General features: G+C 30.2%; 24 protein-coding genes, 1 pseudogene and 1 riboswitch. Of the genes and pseudogenes, 8 read left to right on the forward strand and 17 right to left on the reverse strand.

All coding sequences use genetic code 11. From position 1 onward, the window contains the following. Positions 1-6: 6 nt before the first annotated feature. Positions 7-321 (reverse strand): DUF896 domain-containing protein, encoded by a 315-nt coding sequence (locus B5S50_RS21375; protein WP_242872158.1) that lies wholly within the window; start codon positions 319-321, stop codon positions 7-9. Positions 322-670: 349 nt separating this feature from the next. Here B5S50_RS21375 and B5S50_RS00870 point away from each other — a divergent pair, with 349 nt between their 5' ends. Next, positions 671-835 carry an aspartyl-phosphate phosphatase Spo0E family protein gene (locus B5S50_RS00870; protein WP_023161755.1) on the forward strand — a complete coding sequence of 55 codons (165 nt, stop codon included), beginning with the start codon at positions 671-673 and terminating at the stop codon, positions 833-835. A gap of 220 nt (positions 836-1,055) precedes the next feature. Then, complete coding sequence (gene rocF / locus B5S50_RS00875) at positions 1,056-1,955, forward strand: arginase (protein ID WP_217302849.1); 900 nt, start codon at positions 1,056-1,058, stop codon at positions 1,953-1,955. A gap of 26 nt (positions 1,956-1,981) precedes the next feature. Here rocF and B5S50_RS00880 read toward each other — a convergent pair whose 3' ends face one another. Both B5S50_RS00880 and helD read right to left on the reverse strand, forming a co-directional pair. Next, on the reverse strand, positions 1,982-3,151 hold the full coding sequence (locus B5S50_RS00880) for an FprA family A-type flavoprotein (RefSeq protein ID WP_217302850.1): 1,170 nt from the start codon (positions 3,149-3,151) through the stop codon (positions 1,982-1,984). A gap of 167 nt (positions 3,152-3,318) precedes the next feature. Beyond that, positions 3,319-5,616 (reverse strand): RNA polymerase recycling motor HelD, encoded by a 2,298-nt coding sequence (gene helD, locus B5S50_RS00885; RefSeq protein ID WP_217302851.1) that lies wholly within the window; start codon positions 5,614-5,616, stop codon positions 3,319-3,321. A 201-nt stretch (positions 5,617-5,817) separates the two neighbouring features. On the opposite strand from helD, the gene def reads away from it, so the two are divergent. The 5 genes from def (at position 5,818) to B5S50_RS00910 (ending at position 9,562) form a co-directional block, all read left to right on the forward strand. Then, complete coding sequence (gene def / locus B5S50_RS00890; protein WP_065079246.1) at positions 5,818-6,288, forward strand: peptide deformylase; 471 nt, start codon at positions 5,818-5,820, stop codon at positions 6,286-6,288. Positions 6,289-6,470: 182 nt separating this feature from the next. Further along, positions 6,471-8,036 (forward strand): IS21 family transposase, encoded by a 1,566-nt coding sequence (istA, locus tag B5S50_RS00895; RefSeq protein ID WP_217302852.1) that lies wholly within the window; start codon positions 6,471-6,473, stop codon positions 8,034-8,036. A 2-nt stretch (positions 8,037-8,038) separates the two neighbouring features. Beyond that, the gene (gene istB, locus B5S50_RS00900) at positions 8,039-8,776 is read left to right on the forward strand and encodes an IS21-like element helper ATPase IstB (RefSeq protein ID WP_217302853.1); all 738 of its coding nucleotides are present in this window, start codon (positions 8,039-8,041) and stop codon (positions 8,774-8,776) included. A 506-nt stretch (positions 8,777-9,282) separates the two neighbouring features. After that, positions 9,283-9,342, forward strand: coding sequence for a hypothetical protein (locus B5S50_RS00905; protein ID WP_254306744.1), 60 nt, complete (start codon positions 9,283-9,285; stop codon positions 9,340-9,342). A 43-nt stretch (positions 9,343-9,385) separates the two neighbouring features. After that, positions 9,386-9,562, forward strand: coding sequence for a hypothetical protein (locus B5S50_RS00910; RefSeq protein WP_217302854.1), 177 nt, complete (start codon positions 9,386-9,388; stop codon positions 9,560-9,562). Between the two features lie 169 nt (positions 9,563-9,731). Here B5S50_RS00910 and B5S50_RS00915 read toward each other — a convergent pair. The 6 genes and pseudogenes from B5S50_RS00915 to B5S50_RS00940 form a co-directional block, all read right to left on the reverse strand. Continuing rightward, positions 9,732-9,880 (reverse strand): annotated as a pseudogene (locus tag B5S50_RS00915) (response regulator transcription factor); the annotation flags it as partial. Positions 9,881-9,916: 36 nt separating this feature from the next. Beyond that, the gene (locus B5S50_RS00920; RefSeq protein WP_063599835.1) at positions 9,917-10,225 is read right to left on the reverse strand and encodes a hypothetical protein; all 309 of its coding nucleotides are present in this window, start codon (positions 10,223-10,225) and stop codon (positions 9,917-9,919) included. A gap of 25 nt (positions 10,226-10,250) precedes the next feature. Then, a complete protein-coding gene (locus tag B5S50_RS00925) occupies positions 10,251-11,963 on the reverse strand; it encodes a B12-binding domain-containing radical SAM protein (protein WP_217302855.1) in 1,713 nt (570 codons plus the stop codon). A gap of 31 nt (positions 11,964-11,994) precedes the next feature. After that, positions 11,995-12,519 (reverse strand): class I SAM-dependent methyltransferase, encoded by a 525-nt coding sequence (locus B5S50_RS00930; RefSeq protein WP_217303746.1) that lies wholly within the window; start codon positions 12,517-12,519, stop codon positions 11,995-11,997. A 93-nt stretch (positions 12,520-12,612) separates the two neighbouring features. After that, positions 12,613-13,317: a zinc dependent phospholipase C family protein gene (locus B5S50_RS00935; protein ID WP_217302856.1), complete on the reverse strand. Its 705-nt coding sequence runs from the start codon at positions 13,315-13,317 to the stop codon at positions 12,613-12,615. Between the two features lie 40 nt (positions 13,318-13,357). Then, positions 13,358-14,665: a hypothetical protein gene (locus B5S50_RS00940; RefSeq protein WP_217302857.1), complete on the reverse strand. Its 1,308-nt coding sequence runs from the start codon at positions 14,663-14,665 to the stop codon at positions 13,358-13,360. Between the two features lie 129 nt (positions 14,666-14,794). On the opposite strand from B5S50_RS00940, the gene spoVB reads away from it, so the two are divergent. Next, on the forward strand, positions 14,795-16,132 hold the full coding sequence (gene spoVB / locus B5S50_RS00945; RefSeq protein ID WP_065079252.1) for a stage V sporulation protein B: 1,338 nt from the start codon (positions 14,795-14,797) through the stop codon (positions 16,130-16,132). Between the two features lie 98 nt (positions 16,133-16,230). On the opposite strand, the gene ribE is transcribed toward spoVB, so the two are convergent. The 8 genes from ribE to B5S50_RS00985 all read right to left on the reverse strand — a co-directional run bounded on the left by ribE (position 16,231) and on the right by B5S50_RS00985 (position 24,707). After that, positions 16,231-16,692, reverse strand: coding sequence for a 6,7-dimethyl-8-ribityllumazine synthase (ribE, locus tag B5S50_RS00950; RefSeq protein WP_013238856.1), 462 nt, complete (start codon positions 16,690-16,692; stop codon positions 16,231-16,233). 21 nt (positions 16,693-16,713) lie between these two features. After that, positions 16,714-17,919, reverse strand: a complete 1,206-nt coding sequence (locus tag B5S50_RS00955) for a bifunctional 3,4-dihydroxy-2-butanone-4-phosphate synthase/GTP cyclohydrolase II (RefSeq protein ID WP_065079253.1) — start codon at positions 17,917-17,919, stop codon at positions 16,714-16,716. Positions 17,920-17,971: 52 nt separating this feature from the next. Beyond that, complete coding sequence (locus B5S50_RS00960) at positions 17,972-18,628, reverse strand: riboflavin synthase (RefSeq protein WP_065079254.1); 657 nt, start codon at positions 18,626-18,628, stop codon at positions 17,972-17,974. Positions 18,629-18,643: 15 nt separating this feature from the next. After that, the gene (gene ribD / locus B5S50_RS00965) at positions 18,644-19,762 is read right to left on the reverse strand and encodes a bifunctional diaminohydroxyphosphoribosylaminopyrimidine deaminase/5-amino-6-(5-phosphoribosylamino)uracil reductase RibD (protein WP_065079255.1); all 1,119 of its coding nucleotides are present in this window, start codon (positions 19,760-19,762) and stop codon (positions 18,644-18,646) included. A gap of 172 nt (positions 19,763-19,934) precedes the next feature. Further along, positions 19,935-20,050: riboswitch (FMN riboswitch) on the reverse strand. A gap of 87 nt (positions 20,051-20,137) precedes the next feature. After that, entirely contained in the window at positions 20,138-21,793 is a 1,656-nt protein-coding gene (locus tag B5S50_RS00970) for a methyl-accepting chemotaxis protein (protein WP_217302858.1), read from the reverse strand. Between the two features lie 20 nt (positions 21,794-21,813). Continuing rightward, on the reverse strand, positions 21,814-22,305 hold the full coding sequence (locus B5S50_RS00975) for a chemotaxis protein CheW (protein WP_065079257.1): 492 nt from the start codon (positions 22,303-22,305) through the stop codon (positions 21,814-21,816). A gap of 28 nt (positions 22,306-22,333) precedes the next feature. Further along, a complete protein-coding gene (locus B5S50_RS00980) occupies positions 22,334-24,319 on the reverse strand; it encodes a chemotaxis protein CheA (RefSeq protein WP_217302859.1) in 1,986 nt (661 codons plus the stop codon). A 25-nt stretch (positions 24,320-24,344) separates the two neighbouring features. Continuing rightward, positions 24,345-24,707 carry a response regulator gene (locus B5S50_RS00985; protein ID WP_065079259.1) on the reverse strand — a complete coding sequence of 121 codons (363 nt, stop codon included), beginning with the start codon at positions 24,705-24,707 and terminating at the stop codon, positions 24,345-24,347. Between the last annotated feature and the right edge of the window lie 31 nt (positions 24,708-24,738).

Raw genomic sequence — 24,738 nt, forward strand, 5'->3', positions numbered from 1 at the left:
CACCTCTTAATTGAGTTCATCTTCATTAGATTTTGGTTGTATAGCTCCAAGTTGAGCTTTTAAATTTTTCTTTATATTGTTTATATATTTCTCTCTAAGTCTTCTCTGTTCCTCTTTTTCATCTTCTGTAAGTTGTGAAGTTTTACTCTTTTTATAAAGAAAATTTATTCTTTCAGTTAATTTGTCCATTTTATAGCTGCAGCTCCTAACTTTATAATTTATCTGATGGCTACCTACTGTAACACTCCCTCTTCTATCAAAGTGAGAGCTAACAGTAGCTACGCCCCTAGATAATTCATCTAAACTTAGTGGGAGAAACATACTCCCACTAAGTAAGATTCATTGATACATTTGTTCAATTTTATTTTCCACAAATTACTCCATATTGTCAACTATTTTATAATAGTTAAGATAGTAAGTTTATAAATATGCTAAAAACTTTTAGACATTATTTTTATTTGTAAAATTTATCCATTGTGATTCATATCAGTATATGCAGACATTTTTTTCTTTTTTCCACATTTTCTCCACAGAATAATCCACACCTTATCTACAGAAGTTATGTTTATTTTTGTAATATACTGCAAATTGGTGACTAATAAAAGATATGGTTATTTTCTTATTATCTGGTAAAATATAAGAGTACAAAGTTTCTTGTGGAGGAATGATAATGAATGATAATTTGAGAATTTTAGATGTTGAAATAAACAATCTAAAGGAAACTTTATATCTATTAATGAAAACTAGTAGTCTTACGGATGAAATTGTTGTAAAGTGCAGTGAAAAATTGGACAGGCTAATTCTACAATACCAAAAGGAAAATAAATTTAGTTAATTTATTTTAGCTGAATTTTATTTTTTCTTTCTATTTTTTTCTTTTCAAATTTATTCTTCTCAATAAACTTAAAATCATTACATTCATTTGAATTTTAAGGTATAGATATTTCAACCATATATGTAAAATTAAAATAGAATAATACTTAAAATAAATTCTAAAAATAACATTGAACTTAAATTTGCATTTTACCAAAAGTTAAATTAGGGAGGTAGCTTAAATGGACGTTAGTGTAATAGGTGTACCTATCTTTTTTGGTTCTGATAGAAAAGGCACAGAATACGGTCCTAAAAAGTTGAGACAAAAAAATATAATAGATATTTTAAATAAAAGTGGCCATACAACTTATGATGCTGGAGATATCCATGTTTTAAATATACCTGAAGATGAAAAATATACATTTAATTCTCATATGAAGTATTTAAAACCAATACTAGATGCAAATAAGAATTTAGCTCATCAAGTTTACAGTTCACTATGTGCCCATAGTTTTCCTTTGACCATAGGTGGTGATCATTCTATAGGTCTTGGAAGTCTTTCAGGTACAAGCAAATATAATGGAAATATTGCAGTTATATGGCTAGATGCCCATGGGGATATAAATACAGATAAGACTTCCCCTTCAGGCAATGTACATGGAATGCCCCTTTCAGCTGCTATGGGATTTGGGTATGATAAACTTTCTAATCTCTATTATAAAGGTCCTAAAGTAAAGCCAGAAAATGTATTTATACTAGGTGCTAGATCTTTAGATAAAGGTGAGCAGAATCTTTTAAAAGAGCAAGATATAAGTGTATACTCCACTAAGGACATTCATGTGATGGGTATAAAAAATATAATGGCTAAAATTTATTTAAAATTAAAAAAAAATAAAATACAATCTCTTCACTTAAGTTTCGATATAGACGTTTTAAATCCTCAATTAGTCCCTGGGACAGGTACCCCAGTTAAAAAAGGCATAAACGTTACAGAAGTTAAATATATATTAAAATATTTAATGGAAACCGGACTTGTAAAATCCATGGATATGGTAGAGTTAAATCCTAGATTGGATCAGGACGACAAAACTTCTAATTTATGTATAGATTTGCTTTCCTGGACTTTTCAGCATTTAAAATAAGAAAGGGACATATGCCCTTCCTTATTTTAGAGTAAATTTAAAAATTCATTTATAAACTCATCTGCTTCTTTTAACTTTTCCTCATTAGGTACAAATTTGAATCTAAAGCCACTAGCTACCTTAAATTTCAATGACTTTAATCTTTCTGTTAGCATAGGTACACCTTCACCGCTCCATCCATAAGAACCAAATGCACCAGCTGCCTTTCCTCTATTTGTTATAGCACATACAAGTGAGAGCATATCCCATGCAGGTTTCACTGCATCCTGGTTTATAGTAGGTGATCCCACTAATATACCTGAAGCTCCTTCAATGAGAGAAATAGCCTCTTCCATAGGAATAGAAGTTATTTCATGTGCTTCTGCCTTTATTCCTCTTGAATTAATTACATTTTCTATATATCTGGCAACTTTTTCTGTATTTCCATAAGCTGATATATAAAATATTTGAACATTTTTTTCTTTAGATTCTGTAAGAGCCCACTTTCTATAGGATTCAATAGATTTCTTTATATCATCTATATGAACAGGTCCATGACTTGGACCTACCATATCAAAATCTAAATTCTTAATTTTATCAAGTCCCATAAGTACAAATTTTTTAAATGGTCCCATTATTACATCAAAATAATATTTCATCTCATGATCATAATCAGCTGAATTATCAGTAATTGAACCTTTAGGGCAATAGTGACATCCTAGAAAATCACAGGTAAATAATACTTTTCTATTTTGTATATAAGTAAACATCGTATCAGGCCAGTGTAAATTTGGTGACTTTATAAATTGCAAATTAGTCTTTCCAAGACTCAATTCATTTGGAGCTTCCATGCTCTTAAATTCTTTATTTGTTATATCCTTTAAATACATCAATGCTGCTTTAGTACCTACTACAACAGCTTCAGGATATAAGTCAATGAGTTTTGCAAGTGATCCACTATGATCAAGTTCTGTATGCTGTACTATTATATAGTCAATATTTCTTTTACCTATTATACCTTTTATATTTGATATATATTTTTCAAAAAAAACATCTTTATCCTTTACAGTATCTATTACTGCTACTTTTTCATCATCAATTAAATAAGAATTATAAGTACTTCCTTCTTTAGTATTCATTATTATGTCAAAGATTTTTAATTCAGGATCTTTTACACCAATCCAATAAATATTTTCTTTTAATTTTACATTTTCCATAGTTATTCACCATCCTATTTTTTTAATATGAATACATTTATATTTTATCTAACTATTGATATTCTATCACATAATTTTAGAAATGTAAAACTAAATATTTGGTAATAATAATTATTTTTTAATTATATCTTATACATGCTATTATGTTTACAAAATTAAACTCATAACTAAATGTTTTCAATAAGTTTAGATTTTTTACCTGAATAAAATATATATTCCATATGAAGTGCCCTTGTAAGAACTACATATAATATCTTTCTATCAAGTTCATTTTCACCATAATTTTCTTCACTGCAATTGTAAATTACACTACAGTCAAATTCCAATCCTTTTGTCATATAAGATGGGATTATTATGTTTTCAAAACTTAAATTATTGTCATTTTCCCTTATTAGACTCCAACTATAAGAACTGTACTTTTTTAAATACTCTCTGATTTTCTTACACTGATCATAAGTTTTACCTATAACAGCTATGCTTTTCTTACCTGCACTGTAAACTTCCTCTACAATCCTATCTAAAGCATCACCAAATTCTCTATTGTTTTTAAATTCTATTACTTGTGGTACTTTGCCATGTCTAAGCACTGGTACTGCAGGCTTTAAATTGTTTTTCTGAAGCTTAAGAACTTTATTTGCAAATTTTATTATTTCCATTGTAGAACGATAACTGTGTTCAAGTTGAGTATATTTTGCATTAGAATCAAATACATCTTCTATTAAACCTTTCCAACTAGTTATTCCCTTATAATAGTATATACCCTGTCCTAAATCTCCGACTATAGTCATGGAATCATTTATACTAATTTCTTTTAAAATGGTCATCTGAAAAGCACTATAATCCTGCGCCTCATCCACTACAATGTGCTTATACTTAAACTTTTTAGAAACTCCTTCTATTTTAAATTTCAAGTAGCAAAGAGGAGCCAAATCATCACTATCTATTACTTTTTTTTCTCTATTTTCCTTTACTTCCTGTCTTATATTATTCCATATGTTCTTCGAAATATTTTCCTTTATAATCTTGTCAAATACTTCTTTGTCATTTAAAAACTCTTCATAGAGGTTTTCTGTATCAATCTCACTCCATCTATTAAAATAACATTCAAAAGCCTGTATTGCCCTATTTTTAGTATCTTTCTTCTTTTTATCTCTTTCATTATATACACTTGTGAGTGTCTTTCTCCTATCTGGACCATCTTCCATGCTTTTCTTCAGCCTTGCAATCATATACTCATAATAAAAATCTATTTTGTCCATTATTTTATTTATCTTATCATCTATCTTCAGCAGAAAATACCTCTTTATCTCATGCTTCCTATTATTTATAGGCAGATGTTTCATATCACTTGAATACAATCTACATATTTCTTCTTTATTAAATAGGATATAATTATCTATCTTTATATCATCAATATTTACATCTCTTTCTTCTATATATTCTATATACCTATCAATTAAATTTTTATATAAAATGCTTCCCCTAACACGACTGGATTCAAGTGTATTTTCTACACTACTATATTTTTCATTTTCTATTATGCTAGACAGCTTTTTATCTTTGGTATATACTTTGCTTTTTAAATTCAACATCTGGCAGCACATTTTTTCAAAGGTTACCTGTTTGACTTTTTCTATGCCTAAATTTGGAAGTACATCTGAAATATAATTTAAAAACAATTTATTAGGGGCTACAACTACAATATCTTCCCCTTGGATTTTACCTTTATATCTATAAAGTAGGTAGGCAAGCCTATGAAGTGCTACTGTAGTTTTTCCAGAACCTGCAGATCCTTGAACTACAAGTGAAATATTTTTTTCAGTTCTTATTATATTGTTTTGCTCCTTTTGTATGGTAGCAACTACATCCTTAAGTTTGCTATTTGCACTTTGTTCCAAATTTATTTTCAAAAATTCATCTACTAGGACATTTTCATTTTCATCTGCAGACTGGAGTATTATTTCATTTATTCCTTCATCAAAAGCATCTTTTAATTTTCCATCTTCAATCAAGAATTTTCTCTTTAAATTAAGTTCTCCATTTATTATACCTTGAGGAGATCTATAAAAAGTTTCTCCTGAAACTCCACTATAATAAAGATCTGCTAGAGGAGCCCTCCAGTCAATTACCTTTTCATCGCCTTTTTCCATATCTCCAAGTCCAAATTTTCCTATATAGAAAGTCTCTTCTTCTCCCTTGTATTCTCTAAAATCCACTCTTCCAAAATAAGGCTTATTCTTACTTTCCATATATTTTTCAAGATTCTTATGAGTTATATTATATAGCTTTTCTTTTGTTTCTAATTCTTCATTATATTTGCCTCTAGATTGCTTTCTAAGTCCATCTATAATTATTTTTAACTTTTCATCTTCCGAATTTACGTTTTTAATCTGAATATCTATCCAATTCAAGGTTTCTTCTAAATGTTCTTTTTCATTTTCCATATTCATAACACTTATAGCCATATCTCTTCCCTCCCATATACTATAGAAGTCTATAGTTTTTACAATAAATATACAAGTACAAAAGTAAATTTTATATTTAATAACACCGTATGTCAAGATAGGAATACCTTACTTTACATATCATCCAAAAGTTTCCTTTATTGATTGTTTAATCAAATAACTGTATAATTTAAATATACTTACTTAGAGGAGGTAATACATTTGGCCGTAAAAGAAATATTGAAGTTTGGTGATAAATTACTCAGAAAAGTCAGCAGAAAAGTCAAAAATATAGATGAAGAAACTTTAGGTATTGTACAAGATTTGAAGGATACTTTATATGCTAGTTCTGGAGTTGGATTATCTGCTCCACAGATAGGTATTCTTAAGAGAATAATATTTATTGATTTGAGAAAAGAAAATACCAATCCTGTAATCTTAATAAACCCTAAAATAGTAAAAAAAATGGGTAGAAATGAAGGTCCAGAAGGCTGCCTAAGTTATAATGGTCATGAGGGCATTGTAGTTAGACCTAAAAAAGTAATTGTATCAGGTGAAGATATAAATGGGAATGAGGTTAGATACAATGCAGAAGGACTATTTGCCAGGGCTTTTTGTCATGAAATAGATCATCTAGATGGCGTTTTATATACAGATAAGGCAAAGAAAATATACAAAGTAGATGAGTTCTAATTGAACTAATTGCATCAGCAAAAAATTTCAAAAATCTAAATCCTTTTGAAAATTCGTACCCCAAACAGTTCAAATGTTTATGCTAATCTAATATTAGGTCAAGTGCTCATTGAAAACTAGGTCACTTCACAAAGAAATTATGATATCCTATTAGCAATATGCTAATAGGAGGATAGTGGGAAGTGATTGAATTGTTACAGAAACAGAAAATTATTTTAAAACACATTGAAGGAATGAGCAATAGAGCCATTGCAAGGGAGTTACATATTAGCAAGGATACCGTCAACAAGTACATTAAAGAATACCAGAATCAAAAGTCAGAATTACTACAAACTAATCCAGAAATGGACCCTTCAGAGCTTATTCAAGCAATTGTAGAGAAACCTAAATATAATTCTGATGGACGCAGGCCTACTAAAGTAACACCTGAAATGATGGAGGAAATTGAAGCTCTTTTAGAACTCAACCGTAAAAAACGTGCAGAAGGAAGACAAAAACAAACTCTCAAGAAACTTGATATACATGAAGAATTGTTAAAAAAAGGTTTTAATATAAGTTATGCCACTGTAAAACGTCTTGTAAAAGAGATATGTGAAAGACACAAAGAAGCCTTTATTCGCCAGGAATATGATTATGGTGATGTGTGTGAATTTGACTGGGGAGAAGTTAAACTTAATATAGGTGAAGAAGGCTTTAAAAAATATCAGATGGCAGTATTTACTGCTGCTAAAAGCAACTATCGCTTTGCAATGTTGTTTAAATCACAGGATACTGCAGCATTTCAACAGGCACATGCTGATTTTTTTGAACACTGTCAGGGTTCGTTTAGAAGTATGGTGTATGACAATATGAAAGTTGCAGTTAGAAAGTTTGTCGGGCCCTATGAAAAAGAACCAACAAAAGCTCTTATGGGACTCTCTATATATTATGGATTCAATTTTCGATTTTGCAACATTGCTGCTGGAAATGAAAAAGGTCACGTAGAGAGAAGCGTTGAATTTGTAAGAAGAAAGGCATTTAAAATTAAGGAATGTTTTGACTCTATTTCAGATGCTAACAAGCATCTATTAGAATGCTGTATGCAGATAAATAGTAAACCTATTTCTAATGATACAGTTCCATTAGAAGTATTTCATCAGGAAAAAGTGCATTTAAACCCACACTTGCCTATATTTGAAAGTTGTATTGCCCTGGAATATAGAGTAGACAAATATTCAACTATTATAATAAGTCAAAATCATTATTCAGTACCTGATTTCCTGGTTGGGAAAATGCTGCTAGTTAAAGTATATACAGATAAAATTGTTATTTATCATGAAAATAACATTGTTGCAGTTCATAAAAGAAACTATCTTAATCACAGCTGGAATATTCAGCTTAAACATTATCTTAAAACTCTATATAAAAAACCAGGTGCCCTACATAAAAGCACAGCACTGCTTCAAGAGGACACCAAAATACAAAACATATTCAATAAATATTATAGCAAAGATGCAAAAACATTTCTAGAAGTTTTAGAGATTATCTATGAAAGAGGTGTTGATGATGTTGCGGGTGCCTTAATAAAATTAGAAAGAATATCGCCACTGGATATGAGTAGAGATAAAGTGATGGCTATTTGTGATTATGCTTCACAAACTAAATGTAGTACTAAGAAAAACTATACAGATGCCCTGTCGGAAAAGTCAAGGACAAGCCTTTCTTTGTACAATAAGCTTGCTAATCTACAATTTGAAAGGACGGTGTAGGAATGAAAATAAAATTCAATGAAGAGATTAAAGAATTCTGCAATATACTCAAACTCAGAGGAATACATGACCACTTTGAGGAAGTTATTGAGGAATCTAGAGATTATGAAGAATTTTTGCACAAACTACTGCTGCTTGAGATTGATGAAAAAGATAAACGTGGAGTTGAGTGCCGGATACGTAATGCAAAGTTTCCATATAGAAAATATCTTGATGATATTGACATAAGATATCTGCCTGAAGGTATGCAGAAAAAGCTTCCTGAACTCAGTACTCTGGCATTTATAGAAAAAGGTCAGAATGTAATTTTAGTAGGTAATCCAGGTACAGGTAAAACGCATGTAAGTATAGGACTAGGTATAAAAGCTTGTATGGAAGGATACAAAGTGTTGTTTACCACTATTCCATTGCTAATAACTAAACTTAAGGAATGTAACAGCCAGAAAATATTAACTTATTTTGAACGTAGATTTGAAAAGTATGACTTAGTGATAGCAGATGAACTTGGGTATATTTCTTTTGATAAAGAAGGTGCTGAGCTGCTCTTTACAAATCTTTCTTTAAGGGCATCAAGAAAATCAATAATAATAACCACCAATTTATCCTTTGACCGGTGGGAAGAAATATTTGGTGACCCAGTTATAACAAGTGCTATGGTAGACAGGCTTACACACAAAGCACATATCATAGACATGACAGGTGACTCCTATAGACTTCGTGAGTCTCTTAGCCAATGCTAAAACTTAGCACCTATGAAAATTCATAGGTGTAACGTCTTATAATTAGTGACCTAAAATTCAATGAGCAGATGACCTAAATTTCACTTGACATATACATCAAAAGGGTGGAATCCGAGATACGTGTAAAAACCGATAACTTGATAGTATAAATTTACATCAAACTATCGGTTCTATAATTTTTCAACATTATTATTTAAATCCATATCAGATTTTCTAAAATCATTTAATTATATTTCATCTCTGCAAATTGCATAGCTGAGCAACATACCAAAAACAATGAATACAACAACCATACTGACCGTAACTGCGTATGGTCTCCAAAGCCACATATCAAAACGAAATCCAGAAACCTCTTGTATCACCTGTGAGGATGCCATTGGAAGTGCATTTAAGATAATTTGAGAGAATCTCCATGGTATATTGATAAATAAAACAATAATTATATAGGAAACATTTATTGTAGTTCCTATTAATTTGAAAAATATGCAGCTATTAGAAGAGCCTTAATAGAATACCGATTTTTTCAACGCTCAAATGATTGTAGTAGTTACTTGATAAAAGAATAATTACACTTTTATTCGGTAAAAATAATCTATGAGGTGATAAAACATGACTCATATAAAACAAGAAATTAATAAAAATGGAAACATGCAAAATGGAAAAGAGATAAATTTAGGAGCTTCAGATATAGTAAATGGTGCTGGACCACAATATACTATTAAAGAAGTTGAAATGGAATCAGAAATTGAAGAAGTATTAGAAGAAAGCAAAAAACACAGTCAATAGCTGTGTTTTTTGCTGGTTTTTGCTTGAATAATTAACCCCCTTTGATGTCACCTTTTCGCTCTTTATTCTTTGAATATTTTCATGCAAAATAAACAGCAATTTCTAAAATAAAAAAGTCAAAAACAGCTATAAATATTAATATATCTTTAAGGCGCGGCCAATATAAATTAACCCTTGCCATAACTTCCAAAGGATTAAAAGGCTTAGTTATATAATCATCCACACCATAAGTAAGCCCTGTTATTTATCTTGATCTGCTGTCTTTGCAGTAATCATTATTATAGGGTACTTATATTGGGTGCGTATACTTTTGCAAATGTTTAATACATTTAATCCGTCCATGGCATTCTATATTTACAGGTATTTTACAGAAACCCCTTTACTTCCAAATCTTTCTCCTATAAAAGGTAATTTGGCTTTTTGATATATAAGTACCTCATCATCTTTTATTTCCAGACCTTTTTCTATAAATACATTTATTTCTTTATAACTATAACTGTTAAATATCTTTTCATTTACTTTAAAATCTTTTATAAATTCTACAGTTATTTCTCTTACATCCATAGAGAAACATCCTCCTGGTGCAGAAATACTCCTTACTACAAAATCCCCTTCTTTTTCCTTTGCATAACTTAGGGCTTTATCTTCAATAGTTATATTCACAATACCGACCCCTTTTTAAATATATTTATTCGTGAAATAAATATATCTCTTTATCATTTTCAATATCAAATATTACATACCCTTCTTTTTTCTCCAATACAGAATCATTTAAAAGTCTTTCTATATTTATAAAAAACTTTTCTATATGATATTTTTTTGATACCTCTATAAATCCATTCTCAATTTTAGCTTTTATAGTTTTTTCTTCTTTCTTATTTCTTTCTCTCATTAAAAAATCTGGAAGCCATTTTTTCTTATTAAATTTCAAGTAGTCATACTTTATTATCTCTTCTAATCCAATATTTTTTTCATTTAAGCACTCATTTTCAAATTCTATAAATACTTTATAGTAATCTGAGGAAGATATATTTTTATTTAAATATCCTCTATCATGAAAAAACTTTCCAAGTTCATAGTAAAAATCAAAAGCTGTTTCAAATTTAGGTACAAAATAATTTAGTATATTTTTAAATTTGCCAGAATTATAGTATTTATCAAAGACTTCCTCTATTCTTTTCAATATAACAATTTCATCATAACTTATACTATCTGTCTTTAATATCTCATAAGGAGCATAGGGTGAATACACCATTCCCCATTTGGAGACTTCTTCTATCATAGATGAACCCTTCAATAGTTTTAAAAATCCAAGTTGAAGAGCCTCTGGTTTTATAGAATATACATCATTAAAAGATTTTTTAAAGGACTCAAAATCTTCTCCAGGAAGTCCTGCTATTAAATCAAGATGCTGGTTTATGTTGTGATACTTTTGAACTTTCTTCACCCTGTCATATATATAATTAAATTTAACATATCTATTTATATTATTTAACACAGTATCATTTGTAGTTTGTACTCCTACTTCAAGTTGAATTCTTCCTTTAGGAGCTGTATTAAGAAGTTTTATTTCTTCATCTTTTAAAACATCCGCAGAAATCTCAAAGTGAAATGTAGCATCTGTATCTGCATTTATTACAAATTTCCAAATTTCCATAGCAAATTCATAATTACAATTAAAAGTTCTATCTACAAATTTTATTAGCTTTATATCCTTGTCCATTAAAAATTTAAGTTCTTTTTTTACTCTCTCTATATTTAAAAACCTTACTTCAAAACCCGTAGAAGAAAGACAGTATTTACATTTAAAGGGACATCCTCTGCTAGCTTCATAATACACAATTTTATTTTTTAAATTATCTTCTTTTGTATAGGGAAATACTATCTTGTTCATATCCATTGGCTGCCTTTGTTCATTTAAAATTACATTTCCATTTTGTTTGAAACAAAGGCCCTTTATATCTCTCAATTCTAAGAAAAACTCTTTATTATCAACTTTTCCCGAAGTCTCAAAATATTTTGCCCTGAGTTTTACAAATTCATAGTAGGTTTCTTCTCCTTCACCTACTATTACATACTCCCCTGGTATGTTTTTCAAAAAGCTATTACTATCATAAGACACCTCAGGTCCCCCATACAAAATTTCCACTTTAGGATTTATAAGTTTAATGAGTACCGCTAAAGATTTTATGTATTCTATATTCCATATGTAACAGGAGAAAGCCACTACATCTGGTTTCTCCCCTATAATTTTCTCTAATACTTTTTCCCTTCTATCATTTATAGTAAATTCCTTTATAGTACAATTATAATTAAGTTTTTTTGTATAAGCCTTTAAATATCTCACTGCTAAATTGCTGTGAATAAATTTTGAATTAAGTGCTGCTAATAGTACCTTCATAATATGAGTCTCCCATCCTTTTTTAGTTGTCCTAGCTTTTACAAACCAAGTTCTTTTTTTCAGCCTTTATATAATAAAGTCCGTCAGAATTTCTACATTCTAAAATTTTAAAATAATTATCTAGTAGTCGTAGGGTACTTTCCTTAGAATTATCTTTTAAAATGTTAAAATCCCTTATTTTTATTTTCCTCAGTTTTCCTTCAGGTATTAATATCTTTATATCTGCATTAAAAATTTTTCCATACCCTTTATCAATATCCCATATATGGATAGTCCCTTTTTTTGCTAAATGGTTGTATATATCTTTTATAAAATTTTTCTTTTTAAATTTTACCCATAATTTATTAAAGGAAAATAATAATATACAATTATCATAATAATCTTTTTTTATATTTTTGCCTTCTTCTTTCCCACTTAAATATTCCACGTTTACATTATCATTAAATTCCTTATATATATTATAAATTATGCCTTGATTATCCATACCTATATCCAACAAATTTCCTTTGAATATTTCTTTTTCCATATTTATAAATATATCCTTACTCAATTTAATCACTATCCTTTACCAACATATATAATTACAATTAAATCTTTATTATATATGTTCTGTAAAAGTAGAAAAAATCCTCCAGTTTATGGAAAAATATTAAAGTTTTTTTAGCTCCCTATAGTATTTAATCATAAAACCTGCTGTGGTTCTCTCAGCTTCTTTTATAATTGTTGCAGCTACTTTAGAATATCTTTCATCTCTAGATTGTATATTTATATTCTTCATATATATGCTATTGGCCATTATTGCATTGTTTTTTACAAAATCCTCCACTTTGTCATATACTATAGCACCTTCTTCAGCTACAAAAGAATAATCTGTCATAAGCCTTCCTATTATCCACAGCTCAAATCTTCTATGGCTGTTCAAAAGTTTGTTATTTACGTGATGAGGGACTGTTACATCTTGAATAAGGTGACAGGATGCACCAAAATAAAATAGAGCTCTTTCCACTTCTTTATTCTTTAGAAATTGTATTGATTTATCATAATATTTCTCACATTCTGTAAGTGCATCCGAAAATCCATATAACCCTTTTCCTTTACTCACATGGTAAAAATGATTTGAACTCTTAAAGTCCTGATCTGCCCATGTAACTCCTGCATTTAACCTTTTAACATGTTTTCTAAAAAACTCATACTCTTCCATATAATTATCATTTTTTAATATTTCAATAGCACGTATGATTATAAATTTGTGAACAGTACAATTAGTTTTCATAATTTTTTTCTTAAGTGGGTTAACTGCGAAAAATATTTTTCTTACAGCACTTCCATAGGTTTTTTCAATTTCTTGTTTCATCTAACTACAATCTCCTCTTTAATTTAAATATACACTTAAATCAACGTCCTTGAACTTTTAAAATTAATATTATTCCAAGTACTGTTGTCATAAGTATGTATGGATAAATATTTTTATTTATTTCTGAAACTTTCTTAATCTTACCTCTTTTTATACTATATAAATAACCTTCTTTACCGTCAAGTAATAATAAAGATTTATCATATATTTTTATACTTGAAATTTTAGTTCTTTCACTAAATTTAACTTTTTCCTCCGGTAAGCCTGTTCCTCGAAAGCTATATACTATATTATCAATATTATCATAAAAAAATATACAATTTCTATCGTTTAAGTCACCTTTTGAATCCACTGCAAGAGTTCCAATACTACTTACTGTTTTATGCTGATATATAGGAGCTTGTGGATTTGTCGTAGGGTGATTGTCCAGTATAAATTGCAGTGGAGAATTCTTCACACTTTTAAACTTAGGTGAAGTAACTGGATCTCCCCCACTATAATCTGGCCATCCATACCACCTTCCCTTTTTTACTTCATATATATAATCTGTATCCCCAATAACAGGTCTGCTTCCTCTATTTTCCATCCCCCCTACAGCACATATTAATTTGCTGCTGTCTGTAAAACCCATTCCTGTAACATTCCTTATTCCCCAAGCAAAAGTATCACTTGTACCGCTTTCCAAATTATATATTATAATACAAGCATTTCCTGGGAAATGTGCTGGAACTATTTGACCTTTTATGCTTTTAGTATTATAGCTTTGAAAAGCACCTGTCTTACTCTTTCCAAAATTTATTCCCCTAAGAGTTATATTCTCTGGGCTCATATCATGGGCGTAAAGATTGCCATTTACCCACTTATTATCATCTCCTACTACACCTGAATTAGTAGCAGAACCTATGGAAATATATAAACATGCATTGCTTACTTTTACTAAACTGTCCTTATAATCACCATAATTAGGCAATCCCTTTATTAAAATTGTATTTTTACCTTCATTCATATTATAGCAATATATGCTATCTCCTGAAGAATAATATAGATTGCCCTTATAATAGTCCATGCTGTGAATATTCAAATTTGAATTCTTCAATATGTCATAACTTTTCCCGCTATCTTTTATAATCTGTATTCTATTACTATATGCTATGTAATAATTTTGTTTTTCATCTTTTGTAAAGTCAACTGCACCTTTTAATCTGGAATACTTTAAATCATAACTTAGATTATTGTCCTTCATTTGAATTTCAACTTTATAATGAGTTTTAGAAAAATAATTTACAATTACAAAGGTTAACACAAATACAACTGTAGTTGTAAATAAAATTTTTATAATTTTTTTCATATACACTACTCTCCTCAAAATTATAGATCCTAGAATATATATATTAAAAAAGAACCCTCCATATGAATAACTAAATAATTCTTATCATAATTATTAATATTAATTCTAATTTTAATTACGGGAGTTTTTATGAAAAGAGACAGGTTTTTAAAAAATTCACTTATTTTAATTTGTTCAAATTTAATTACTTCTATATTTGCATTTATATTTCCCATAATATTATCTAGAGAACTTGGGGCTGAAGGAATAGGTCTCTATGGACTAATAATGCCTATATATGATTTGTTCATATGCCTTATATCGGGAGGTATGGTAGCAGCCATTTCCAAAATAGCTGCCGTGTATTTTAGCAAAGATGATTTTAATAATTTAAATAATTCCATAGATGCATCTCTAACTTTTAATTCACTCTTTGCTTTACTTATAGTCTGTACCGTATTTATAAATGCTCCTTACATAGGTACTAAAATAGTAGATGACTCTAGATCGGTACATGCCCTGCAGGTTATGTGCCCGGCAATGTTTTTTATAGGATTATCCTCTATACTAAAAGGATATTTTTATGGAATATCTGAAGTTAAAATACCTGCACTTATAGATATATCAGAAAAATTTCTCCGCATTGTCATAATAATTAGCATAATAACTATATTTTCCTTGAAAGATGTAAGTAGCACTGTAACAGCAGCTTACATAACTTTAACTATAGGAGAATTTATAAGTTTTATATTACTTTACATCATGTATAAAACTAGGAGGAGAAAATTTAGATCTAGTTGTTCAAATCCCGAGGACAAACTTCAGCTTTTATTCAATATACTGGTACTATCTTTTCCCCTTTGTTTAAATGGATTTTTGTCTACTGCACTTGGTGCTGTCTCTACACTTATAACTCCAAGAAGGCTTGTATCATCTGGCATAGAGTACAACTTAGCCCTAGCTATGATAGGCAAATTTGATGGCATGGCTCTAAATATAATATTTTTTCCAATTACAATTATAAATTCCATATCCATGGTTCTCATTCCAGATTTATCAGAAAAGATGAGCCGTAAAAATTACTGGTCTATAGAAAAAAGGATTCATCAAATTATAAAAGTATCTTTATTTTTAGGTATCTGTACCATGGTAATTTGCCTTTCCACTGGAGATTACTTAGGACAATTATTTTATAATAGAAATGACCTGGGAAATTATATAAAATTTGCTTCACTAGCTGCTCCTGTTACCTTTGTCTCCTTCTCTACTTTTGGTATTTTAAATGGCATTGGCAAACAAAATATACTATTAAAAAACTCTTTGATTTCTGCCATTTTAGAAGTCATATTAATATACATACTTGCAGGCATATCATGGATAAATATATACAGTACCGCAATAAGTTTAATGATAACTTCATCTACCACTTTAATTTTAAATATAAAAGAAATAAAAAAAAGCAGCAGGAGCTGCTGTCATATTCTATAATCAATTCACAGTTCACAATGCACAATTTCGGTAGATTTTCTATGACAACAGAAAATCATCCTTAATTGTGAATTGTGCATCGTTCATTGTGAATTGATCTAAAACTGTTTCATCAAATTTGCCATTTCTATAGCTGACATAGCTCCATCATATCCTTTATTTCCACCTTTAGTTCCTGCTCTTTCTACAGCTTGCTCTATATTATCTGTGGTAAGAACACTAAATATTACTGGCATGCCGCTTTCAAGGGAAACGCTTGCTACTCCCTTTGATACTTCATTTGATACATAATCAAAATGAGGTGTTTGTCCTCTTATTACTGCTCCCAGACAAATAACTGCATCATACTTTTTAGAAAAAGCCATTTTCTTTGAAACCATTGGTATTTCAAAGGCTCCTGGAACCCAGGCTACCTCAATGTCTTCTTCTTGTGCTCCATGTCTTTTTAAACAATCTAAAGCACCCTCTAACAATTTCGTGCCTATAAATTCATTAAATCTTGCAATTACAATTCCAAATTTTAAACCTTCTGCAACTAATTTTCCTTCATACATCTTCATAAATAATCCTCTTTTCTATTTTTATTTATATAATTTTAATAAATGTCCCATCTTTTCTCGTTTAGTTCTCATATATCTCTTACTTTCCTGTGAACAATCTACTTCAATAGGTACTCTCTCTACTATTTCCAATCCATAATCTGAAAGTCCCTCAATTTTCTTTGGATTATTCGTAAGAAGTTTTATTTTTTTAATACCTATATCTTCAAGTATTTGTGCTCCTATCCCATAATCACGCATATCTGCTGGAAATCCCAATGCTAAATTTGCCTCTACTGTATCCATTCCATTTTCTTGAAGCTTATAAGCTTTTATCTTATTTAAAATTCCTATGCCTCTTCCTTCTTGACTCATATATAAAAGTACACCTTTGCCTTCTTTTTCTATCTGTTTAAGCGCAGATTGAAGCTGCTGTCCACAATCGCATCTAAGTGAATGGAATACATCTCCCGTAAGGCACTCTGAATGTACTCTTACAAGGACAGGTTCTTTTTCAAAGTTATCTCCCTTTACAAGACACACATGCTCATCACCGTTTAATATATTTTTGTAACCTATAATTTTAAATTTTCCAAATCTAGTTGGAAGATTAGCAGAAGCCACTCTTTTAACTAATTTCTCTGTTTTCTTTCTATAGGCTATTAAATCCACTATAGTAACAATTTTTAAATTATGTTCTTTAGTAAACTCCATCAAGTCATCTCTTCTTGCCATAGTTCCATCATCTTTTATTATTTCACATATTGCTGCTGCACCTTTAAATCCTGCAAGCTTAGCTAAGTCGACTGAAGCTTCCGTATGACCAGTTCTGTCAAACACTCCATTTTCCTTAGCTATAAGCGGAAATATGTGTCCTGGTCTTCTGAAGTCATCTTTAGAATTTGAAGCAGCTATCATATTTATGGTATGTGCCCTTTCAAAAGCTGATATTCCCGTTGTAGTATCTTTATAGTCAACAGTTACAGTAAATGCTGTTTCATGATTGTCTGTATTGTGCTGAACCATAGGATTTAATCCAAGCTTTACTGCTATTTCTTCTTCAATTGGTGCACACAAGAGGCCTTTTGCATATTTGATCATAAAATTAATATTTTCTCCAGTTGCCTTTTCTGCAGGTATAACTAAATCACCTTCATTTTCTCTTCCCTCATCATCTACAATTATGATCATTTTCCCTTGTTTAAGATCTTTTATTGCATCTTCTATAGTATCAAATTTAAAATTCATGATTTTTATCTCCCTTCAAAAATAAATGTTTAGGCATCTAAAAGAAAATGCCTTATTGCATAAAGCCATATTCCTTTAGTTTTAAAGCATCTATACTGCCGCTTTTTTCTGGCTCTTTTTTTGGATTCAAAACCATTTTTTCTACATATTTTCCTATTAAATCACACTCTATATTTACTAAATCCCCTATTTTTTTATAATCTAAAATAGTTTCCATCTTAGTATGGGGTATAAGGGACACACTAAAACAATTTTTATTTAATTCTGCTACAGTAAGGCTCACACCATCTATAGTCACAGAACCTTTTCGTACTATATATCTAAGTAAATCAGAAGACGCCTCTATATCTATCCAGGTTGAGATGTCCTCTTCTCTCACATCTATAATTTTTCCAGTACCATCTATATGTCCACTTACTATATGTCCACCTAATCTATCTCCAAGCCTTAGAGCCCTTTCCAGGTTAACTTTGCTTCCTATTTTTAAATCTTTTAAACTGCTCATTCTCAAGGTTTCAGCCATAATATCTACAGTAAAAGAATCCTTTTTTAAATCAACTACAGTAACACAAGTTCCATTTACAGCAATGCTGTCTCCCAGTTTAACTCCATCTAGTAAATTTCCTACTTTTATGGACACTTTTGAAGAATTTCTTCTCTTTGATACTTTTAATATTTCTCCTATTTCTTCTACCAGACCAGTAAACAAGTTTATCCCTTCTTTCTAATTTTCAGCATTCATTACATAGGCTTGTATCATAATATCCTCTCCCACATTTTCTGCGCATATATCTCTTAATTTTATACTGTCTGAGAGGTTTTCAATTCCATATCCTTCAACTGAAGTTTTAGCATTCTTACCTCCAAGTATTTTAGGTGCAATAAAATAAATAACTTTATTTACAATTCCAGACTTAAGTGCAGAAAAATTAAGTTCTGCGCCTCCCTCAATAAGTACACTATCTATACCCATTTCTCCAAGTTCTTTAGTTAAATATTTTAAATCCACCCTTCCTTCTTTATTTTCTGGACAGACAACTATATTTACTCCCATAGATTTTAAAGACTCTGCCTTGTCCTTATCAAACTTTTCTGTACATGCTATTATTATTTCCCTTTCATGAGAGGTTTTAAAAATTTGAGATTCAACAGGTACTCTCAGCTTTGAGTCTACAATTACAGCCTTAGGACTTTTGCACTTTTCTTCAAGCCTTGTAGTTAAAAGAGGGTCATCTAAAATCATAGTACCTACTCCAACCATAATTGCCATAACTCTATTTCGCATCTGGTGAACTTTTAACCTTGATTTTTCACCTGTTATCCATTTGGATTCACCACTAACTGTAGCTATTTTCCCATCTAAAGTGACTCCCGCTTTTAAAATTACAAAAGGTAACTTTGACTTTATATAATTCATAAATATCTCATTTATTTTTACAGCTTCTCTTTCCATAACCCCGGTAACTACTTCTATATTTTTATCTCTTAAAATTTTTACACCTCTTCCTGATACAAGAGGATTTGGATCTACACTTCCTATTACTACCCTTTTTATTCCAGCTTCTACTATAGCTTTTGCACAAGGCGGAGTTTTTCCATAATGTGAACAAGGTTCTAAAGTTACATACAAATCTGCACCTTTTGCATTATCTCCTGCTTCTCTAAGTGCATATACTTCTGCATGAGGCCCTCCAAAAAACCTATGATAACCTTTTCCTATTATCTTTCCATTTTTAACTATCACAGCTCCCACAAGGGGGTTTGGATTAACAAATCCTTTTCCCAATAAAGCTAGTTTTAAAGCTTCTTTCATATACTTTTCATCTGTATTTTCTTTTTCCATAAGATTCACTTCCATAATTTAAATTATATATTTATTTACTTTTTTATAAAAATATAACATTGCCTATTTATAGAACCCCCACTTTTATTGAAATTTTGCATATAAAAATTCCCTGAAGCAACCTTCAGGGAATAAAATTACAAAACACATAAAAACATAGCTTAAACTATATCTTTACTTTCTTTTATCCAGACTTTACTGTCGGTACTGGAATCAAACCAGTTCATGCTATAAAAGCTCGCGGACTATACCGCCGATCGGGAATTTCACCCTGCCCCGAAAGTTTAACTTTATTAAGTTTTATTATGCTTTCAATATATACCTATTTTTTTCTATTGTCAATGGTAATTTTACAATTTTTTATGTTTTTTATTCTTACTCTCCTAAATCAATTCCATGATATTTCTTTTTTGCTTCCATATCTTTTAACATATTAAGTACTTCTGAATTTATATTTCCCACTTTATCATAACTAGAATTTTCTCTTCTTATTTTAAATTTCTTAACTTGTTCCAGCATAATATCCGCCTGACTTGAAAGTTCTTCACTTGCTGCTGCACTTTCTTCAGATGTAGCACAATTTTCTTGAATCACCTGGGATACCTCCATTATTCCGCTGTTAATCTGCTCTGCACCGGTCGCCTGTTCATTAGAAGCTACTGCTATGCTTTCTACAAAATCTGCTACTTTTGCAACTCCTTCTACAATTTCACCAAGAGCTTCGGCCGTTTTATTTGCAATTTTAGTACCTGTGTCCACCTTTTTAATGGAATCTTCTATTAATGCAGTAGTTTCTTTTGCAGCATCCCGTGACTTTGCAGCTAAATTTCTTACTTCTTCAGCAACTACTGCAAAACCTTTACCATACCTGCCTGCCCTCGCAGCTTCAACAGCAGCGTTTAGAGCCAGAATATTTGTCTGAAAAGCAATATCATCTATAGCCTTTATAACCTTAGATATATTACCTGAAGCTGAATTTATATCATCCATACTTTTAAGCATTTCATCCATATGTGAATTTCCCTTAACTGCATTATCTTTCACCTGTTCAGTCAATTCATTTGCCTTACCTGCATTACCCGCATTAAGCCTTATTTGTGAAGAAATCTCTTCTACAGAAGCCGTCAATTCCTCTACAGAACTTGCTTGTTCCGTAGATCCTTGAGAAAGAGCTATACCCGAATCTGATACCTGTTTTGCACTGACAGCCACCTGGTTTGCCGCAGCTTGAATATTTGTTACAACTTCATTTAAATTATCATTCATCTTTTTAAATGACCTGGCAAGTATTCCTATTTCATCTTTTCTACTAGTATCTATATTTACATTTAGATCTCCATCTGCAACTTTATCTGTAGAAATCATAAGCTCCCTAATTGGTCTTATTATAGATAGTGAAATAATTGTTCCTAGTAATGCAGCAGCAATCACTCCTATAATTATAAAAATTAAAATAAGTTTTCCACTTGCACTTGCTGTTTTATTATTGCTTACCGATAAGTTTCTTCCATTAGTCTCCTCTAAATTTATAATCTTTTTTAAACTAGTTCGAACATCGTTCTGTACTGCAGTAAGCTTAGTATGAATTAAACTTATTGCACTTTTGTTATCGCCTTTTTTTGCCATATCAATAACGTCATTGGATATTTCCATATACTTTGCTTTAGAGGATTTAAGATTATCAACTGCCTCTTTCCCGGAATCAGTCAAAGTTGACTTTGAAAATTCATCTAATTGTCTATCAAAATCAGTGCTAAAAGAATTTATCTTATTTACAATTTGATTTATATCCGATTGGTTATCTGCTAAAACAACATCCCTTAAATTTGCTCTTATATCCCCAGAAGATAAAGTAACTTCAGTCAATTTTCCCAGCGGAACTGTCATATTTTCATATAATTGAGTGTCTAAATTATTGATTTTATTCATATTGATTAATCCAAATATTCCAATTATACACGCTATAAGTACAATTAAAAAAAATCCTACAAATAGCCTTATACCTATTTTTAAATTATTAAATAATTTCACATCCATCCACTCCTTTTGCATTAAATATTACTTAAACTATCTACATCTTCGTGGTTTAACAGTTCGTCACAATCCAAAAGTAGTTTTACATTATTTTGAACTTTTCCTATACCCTTTATAAACTTATTTTTGATTTTGCTGATTTCAGGAGGGTCTACAATTTCACAATCAGGTATATCTATTACCTCAGATACACCATCTACAATAAGTCCTACATAAATCTCTTCAATCTGAATTACAATAATACATGTTCTGTCATTATACTCTATTGGTTTCTTTTTAAATCTTAACCTAATATCCATTACAGGTATTATTTTACCTCTTAGGTTTATAATTCCCTTTATGTATTCAGGAAGTTCAGGTATTTCACTTATAGGCTGAACTCCTATTATTTCAATGACATATTTAATTTCTATACCATAAAATTCTTCTTCAAGAGTAAAAGTAAGATATTTATTCTTTTGCGTATCTTCTTCTTCAATTAAGCTATCATCTACTACAATTTCTGACATATTTATATTCTCCTTTCACTGCAAGTTTTTATTTTCCAAGCATATTTACAAGTTCACCTATATCAAGTATTAAACTAATACTTCCATCTCCAAGAAGAGTACATCCTGAAAGTCCATCTATATTTTTTGTTTTTTTTATATAGGTAGGTAAGCACTTTACCACAACCTGCTGTTGTCCAGCTAATTCATCTGCAAATATGCATAATCCACTATTGTCTTTTTCCACCACGACAATTATTCCATCTTCTAAATTTTTAACACTAGTTTTTATATTATATAATTTGTGTATACGGATAAGAGGATAACACTTACCCCTCACCATTATCATTTCGCCGCTATCCATATTAGAAATTAAATTATTTTTTTCCACACTAAAAAGTTCTTTTATAGATGTAATAGGAATAGTATAGTATGAATTCCCTACCTTTATATTCATACCATCTATAATTGCAAGGGTTCGAGGTATTTTCATAGTTATGGTAGACCCGCAATTCTCCAAACTATCTATTGAAACTGATCCACCTACATTTTGAATATTTTTAACTACTACATCCATACCAACCCCTCTTCCGCTAAATTCTGTAACATTTTCATTGGTAGAAAAGCCAGGAATAAAGATTAAATTATAGATTTCTTTGTCACTCATTTCTTCTTGACTTTTCTTAAGTATCCCATTTGAAATGGCTTTTTCTAATATGCTTTTCTTATCTAATCCCCTACCATCGTCTTTCACAATTACAACAACATCATTTCCTTCATTTTTTGCTTCTAAGATAACAGTTCCGTTTTCACTTTTCCCAAAGCTTTTTCTATCTTCTATTGATTCTATTCCATGATCAATAGAATTACGTACTAAATGCATAAGAGGATCTGATATATGTTCAATTATATTTTTATCTACCTCAGTATCCTCTCCAATTAATTTTAAGTGAACTTGTTTTTTTAACTTTTTACTCATATCATGTACTATACGATTCATTTTGTGAAATATCACGGATATAGGAACCATCCTTACAGACATTATCACATCCTGAAGCTCACTTGTAATTTTATGAAGCTGCCTTGAGGATTTTTCAAAATTACTTAATTTCATTCCTCTCAAATCAGGATTTTGGGTAACCATAGCTTCAGCAATAACCATTTCCTCTACTAAATACATCAATTTATCTAACTTGTCCACTTTTACATTTATAAAATCTTGTATAATTGATTTATCCTTCGTATTTTCACCATATACGTTTGTGCTCTGATTGGGTTTAGTAGATTGATGAAACTGTTCAGCATCTTCTAGTTTTTCAAGTTTAAAGGTTTTCAAAGAAACTGTCTGGTTTAAAATTTCAGAAACTTCATCATAAGACTTACTGGATTTTATAAATACTTTAAAACCGCTCTCATGTATTGTTTTACAGGTATCATCATTTTCCATTATATCCTTAGGTATATAATTAACTTTCTCTGCAAATTCTTTCAAAGTTTCTACTACAGTATATGCTCTTAAGTTTTCCATTTCACAGTCATCTTCAAAAAATATAAGTGTCTCATATCTATTAGTCAATTTGACTTCTTCATTTATATTCTCTCTACTAATATTCTCTTTAGGGCTTTGATCTTGTAACTCTATAAGAAAATTTTTATTGTACTCTATTATAGAATCACAGTTTCCGTCCACTTTATCCCCTTTTTTTATTTTTTCAAGTTCTACCTTTATAAAATCCACACATTTTAAAATCAAGTCTGATAAACTTTCGTAATCTACATCTTTAGGTTTCTCTTCTCTGAGAAAATAAAACAAATCTTCTATAGAATGAGCCGACTTTGAAATATATTCATAGGACATCATAGCAGAAGATCCTTTAATTGTATGCATAATGCGAAATATCTCATTGATAATTTCTTCCGAATAGCAATTTCCACTTTCATTTTCTAATATCAACGTTTCAAGTTGATCAATAAGCTGGGATGTTTCAAATATATAGGATTCAAGTATGACATCATCTGAACTTTTATCTGACACAATTTACCACCACCAGTTTTAATATTTAGACTGATAATACTTTATTAAGTGCTTTAACCAATTGATCCTCCTTAAAAGGTTTAACAATAAATGACCTAGCACCACTGACTATTGCCCTTTTAACCATAGCTTCTTGTCCCATTGAAGTTATCATAACAACCTTAGCTTTATTATCATGTTCTCTGATTTTTTTAAGTGCCTCAATTCCATCCATATCAGGCATTGTAATATCCATTGTTACAATATCAGGATTATATTGCTTATATTTAAAAATTGCTGAAGCTCCATTTTCAGCTTCTCCAACAACCTCAAATCCATTTCTAGCAAGCATAGCCTTTAGAGATATTCTCATAAAAGATGCATCATCAACAATAAGTATTTTAGGCATAAATTTGTCCTCCTTATATTAACGCATTGAC

This window comes from Clostridium sp. 001, from assembly GCF_019056555.1.
GTDB lineage: Bacteria > Bacillota > Clostridia > Clostridiales > Clostridiaceae > Clostridium_B > Clostridium_B ragsdalei.

Bases quoted from the DNA above. Each gene is read 5' to 3' on its own strand.
- B5S50_RS21375 (WP_242872158.1), bottom strand. From the start codon at position 321: ATGTTTCTCCCACTAAGTTTAGATGAATTATCTAGGGGCGTAGCTACT.
- B5S50_RS00870 (WP_023161755.1), top strand. From the start codon at position 671: ATGAATGATAATTTGAGAATTTTAGATGTTGAAATAAACAATCTAAAG.
- rocF (WP_217302849.1), top strand. From the start codon at position 1,056: ATGGACGTTAGTGTAATAGGTGTACCTATCTTTTTTGGTTCTGATAGA.
- B5S50_RS00880 (WP_217302850.1), bottom strand. From the start codon at position 3,151: ATGGAAAATGTAAAATTAAAAGAAAATATTTATTGGATTGGTGTAAAA.
- helD (WP_217302851.1), bottom strand. From the start codon at position 5,616: ATGGCTATAAGTGTTATGAATATGGAAAATGAAAAAGAACATTTAGAA.
- istB (WP_217302853.1), top strand. From the start codon at position 8,039: ATGAAAATAAAATTCAATGAAGAGATTAAAGAATTCTGCAATATACTC.
- B5S50_RS00910 (WP_217302854.1), top strand. From the start codon at position 9,386: ATGACTCATATAAAACAAGAAATTAATAAAAATGGAAACATGCAAAAT.
- B5S50_RS00925 (WP_217302855.1), bottom strand. From the start codon at position 11,963: ATGAAGGTACTATTAGCAGCACTTAATTCAAAATTTATTCACAGCAAT.
- B5S50_RS00935 (WP_217302856.1), bottom strand. From the start codon at position 13,317: ATGAAACAAGAAATTGAAAAAACCTATGGAAGTGCTGTAAGAAAAATA.
- B5S50_RS00940 (WP_217302857.1), bottom strand. From the start codon at position 14,665: ATGAAAAAAATTATAAAAATTTTATTTACAACTACAGTTGTATTTGTG.
- spoVB (WP_065079252.1), top strand. From the start codon at position 14,795: ATGAAAAGAGACAGGTTTTTAAAAAATTCACTTATTTTAATTTGTTCA.
- ribE (WP_013238856.1), bottom strand. From the start codon at position 16,692: ATGAAGATGTATGAAGGAAAATTAGTTGCAGAAGGTTTAAAATTTGGA.
- B5S50_RS00955 (WP_065079253.1), bottom strand. From the start codon at position 17,919: ATGAATTTTAAATTTGATACTATAGAAGATGCAATAAAAGATCTTAAA.
- ribD (WP_065079255.1), bottom strand. From the start codon at position 19,762: ATGGAAAAAGAAAATACAGATGAAAAGTATATGAAAGAAGCTTTAAAA.
- B5S50_RS00975 (WP_065079257.1), bottom strand. From the start codon at position 22,305: ATGTCAGAAATTGTAGTAGATGATAGCTTAATTGAAGAAGAAGATACG.
- B5S50_RS00985 (WP_065079259.1), bottom strand. From the start codon at position 24,707: ATGCCTAAAATACTTATTGTTGATGATGCATCTTTTATGAGAATATCT.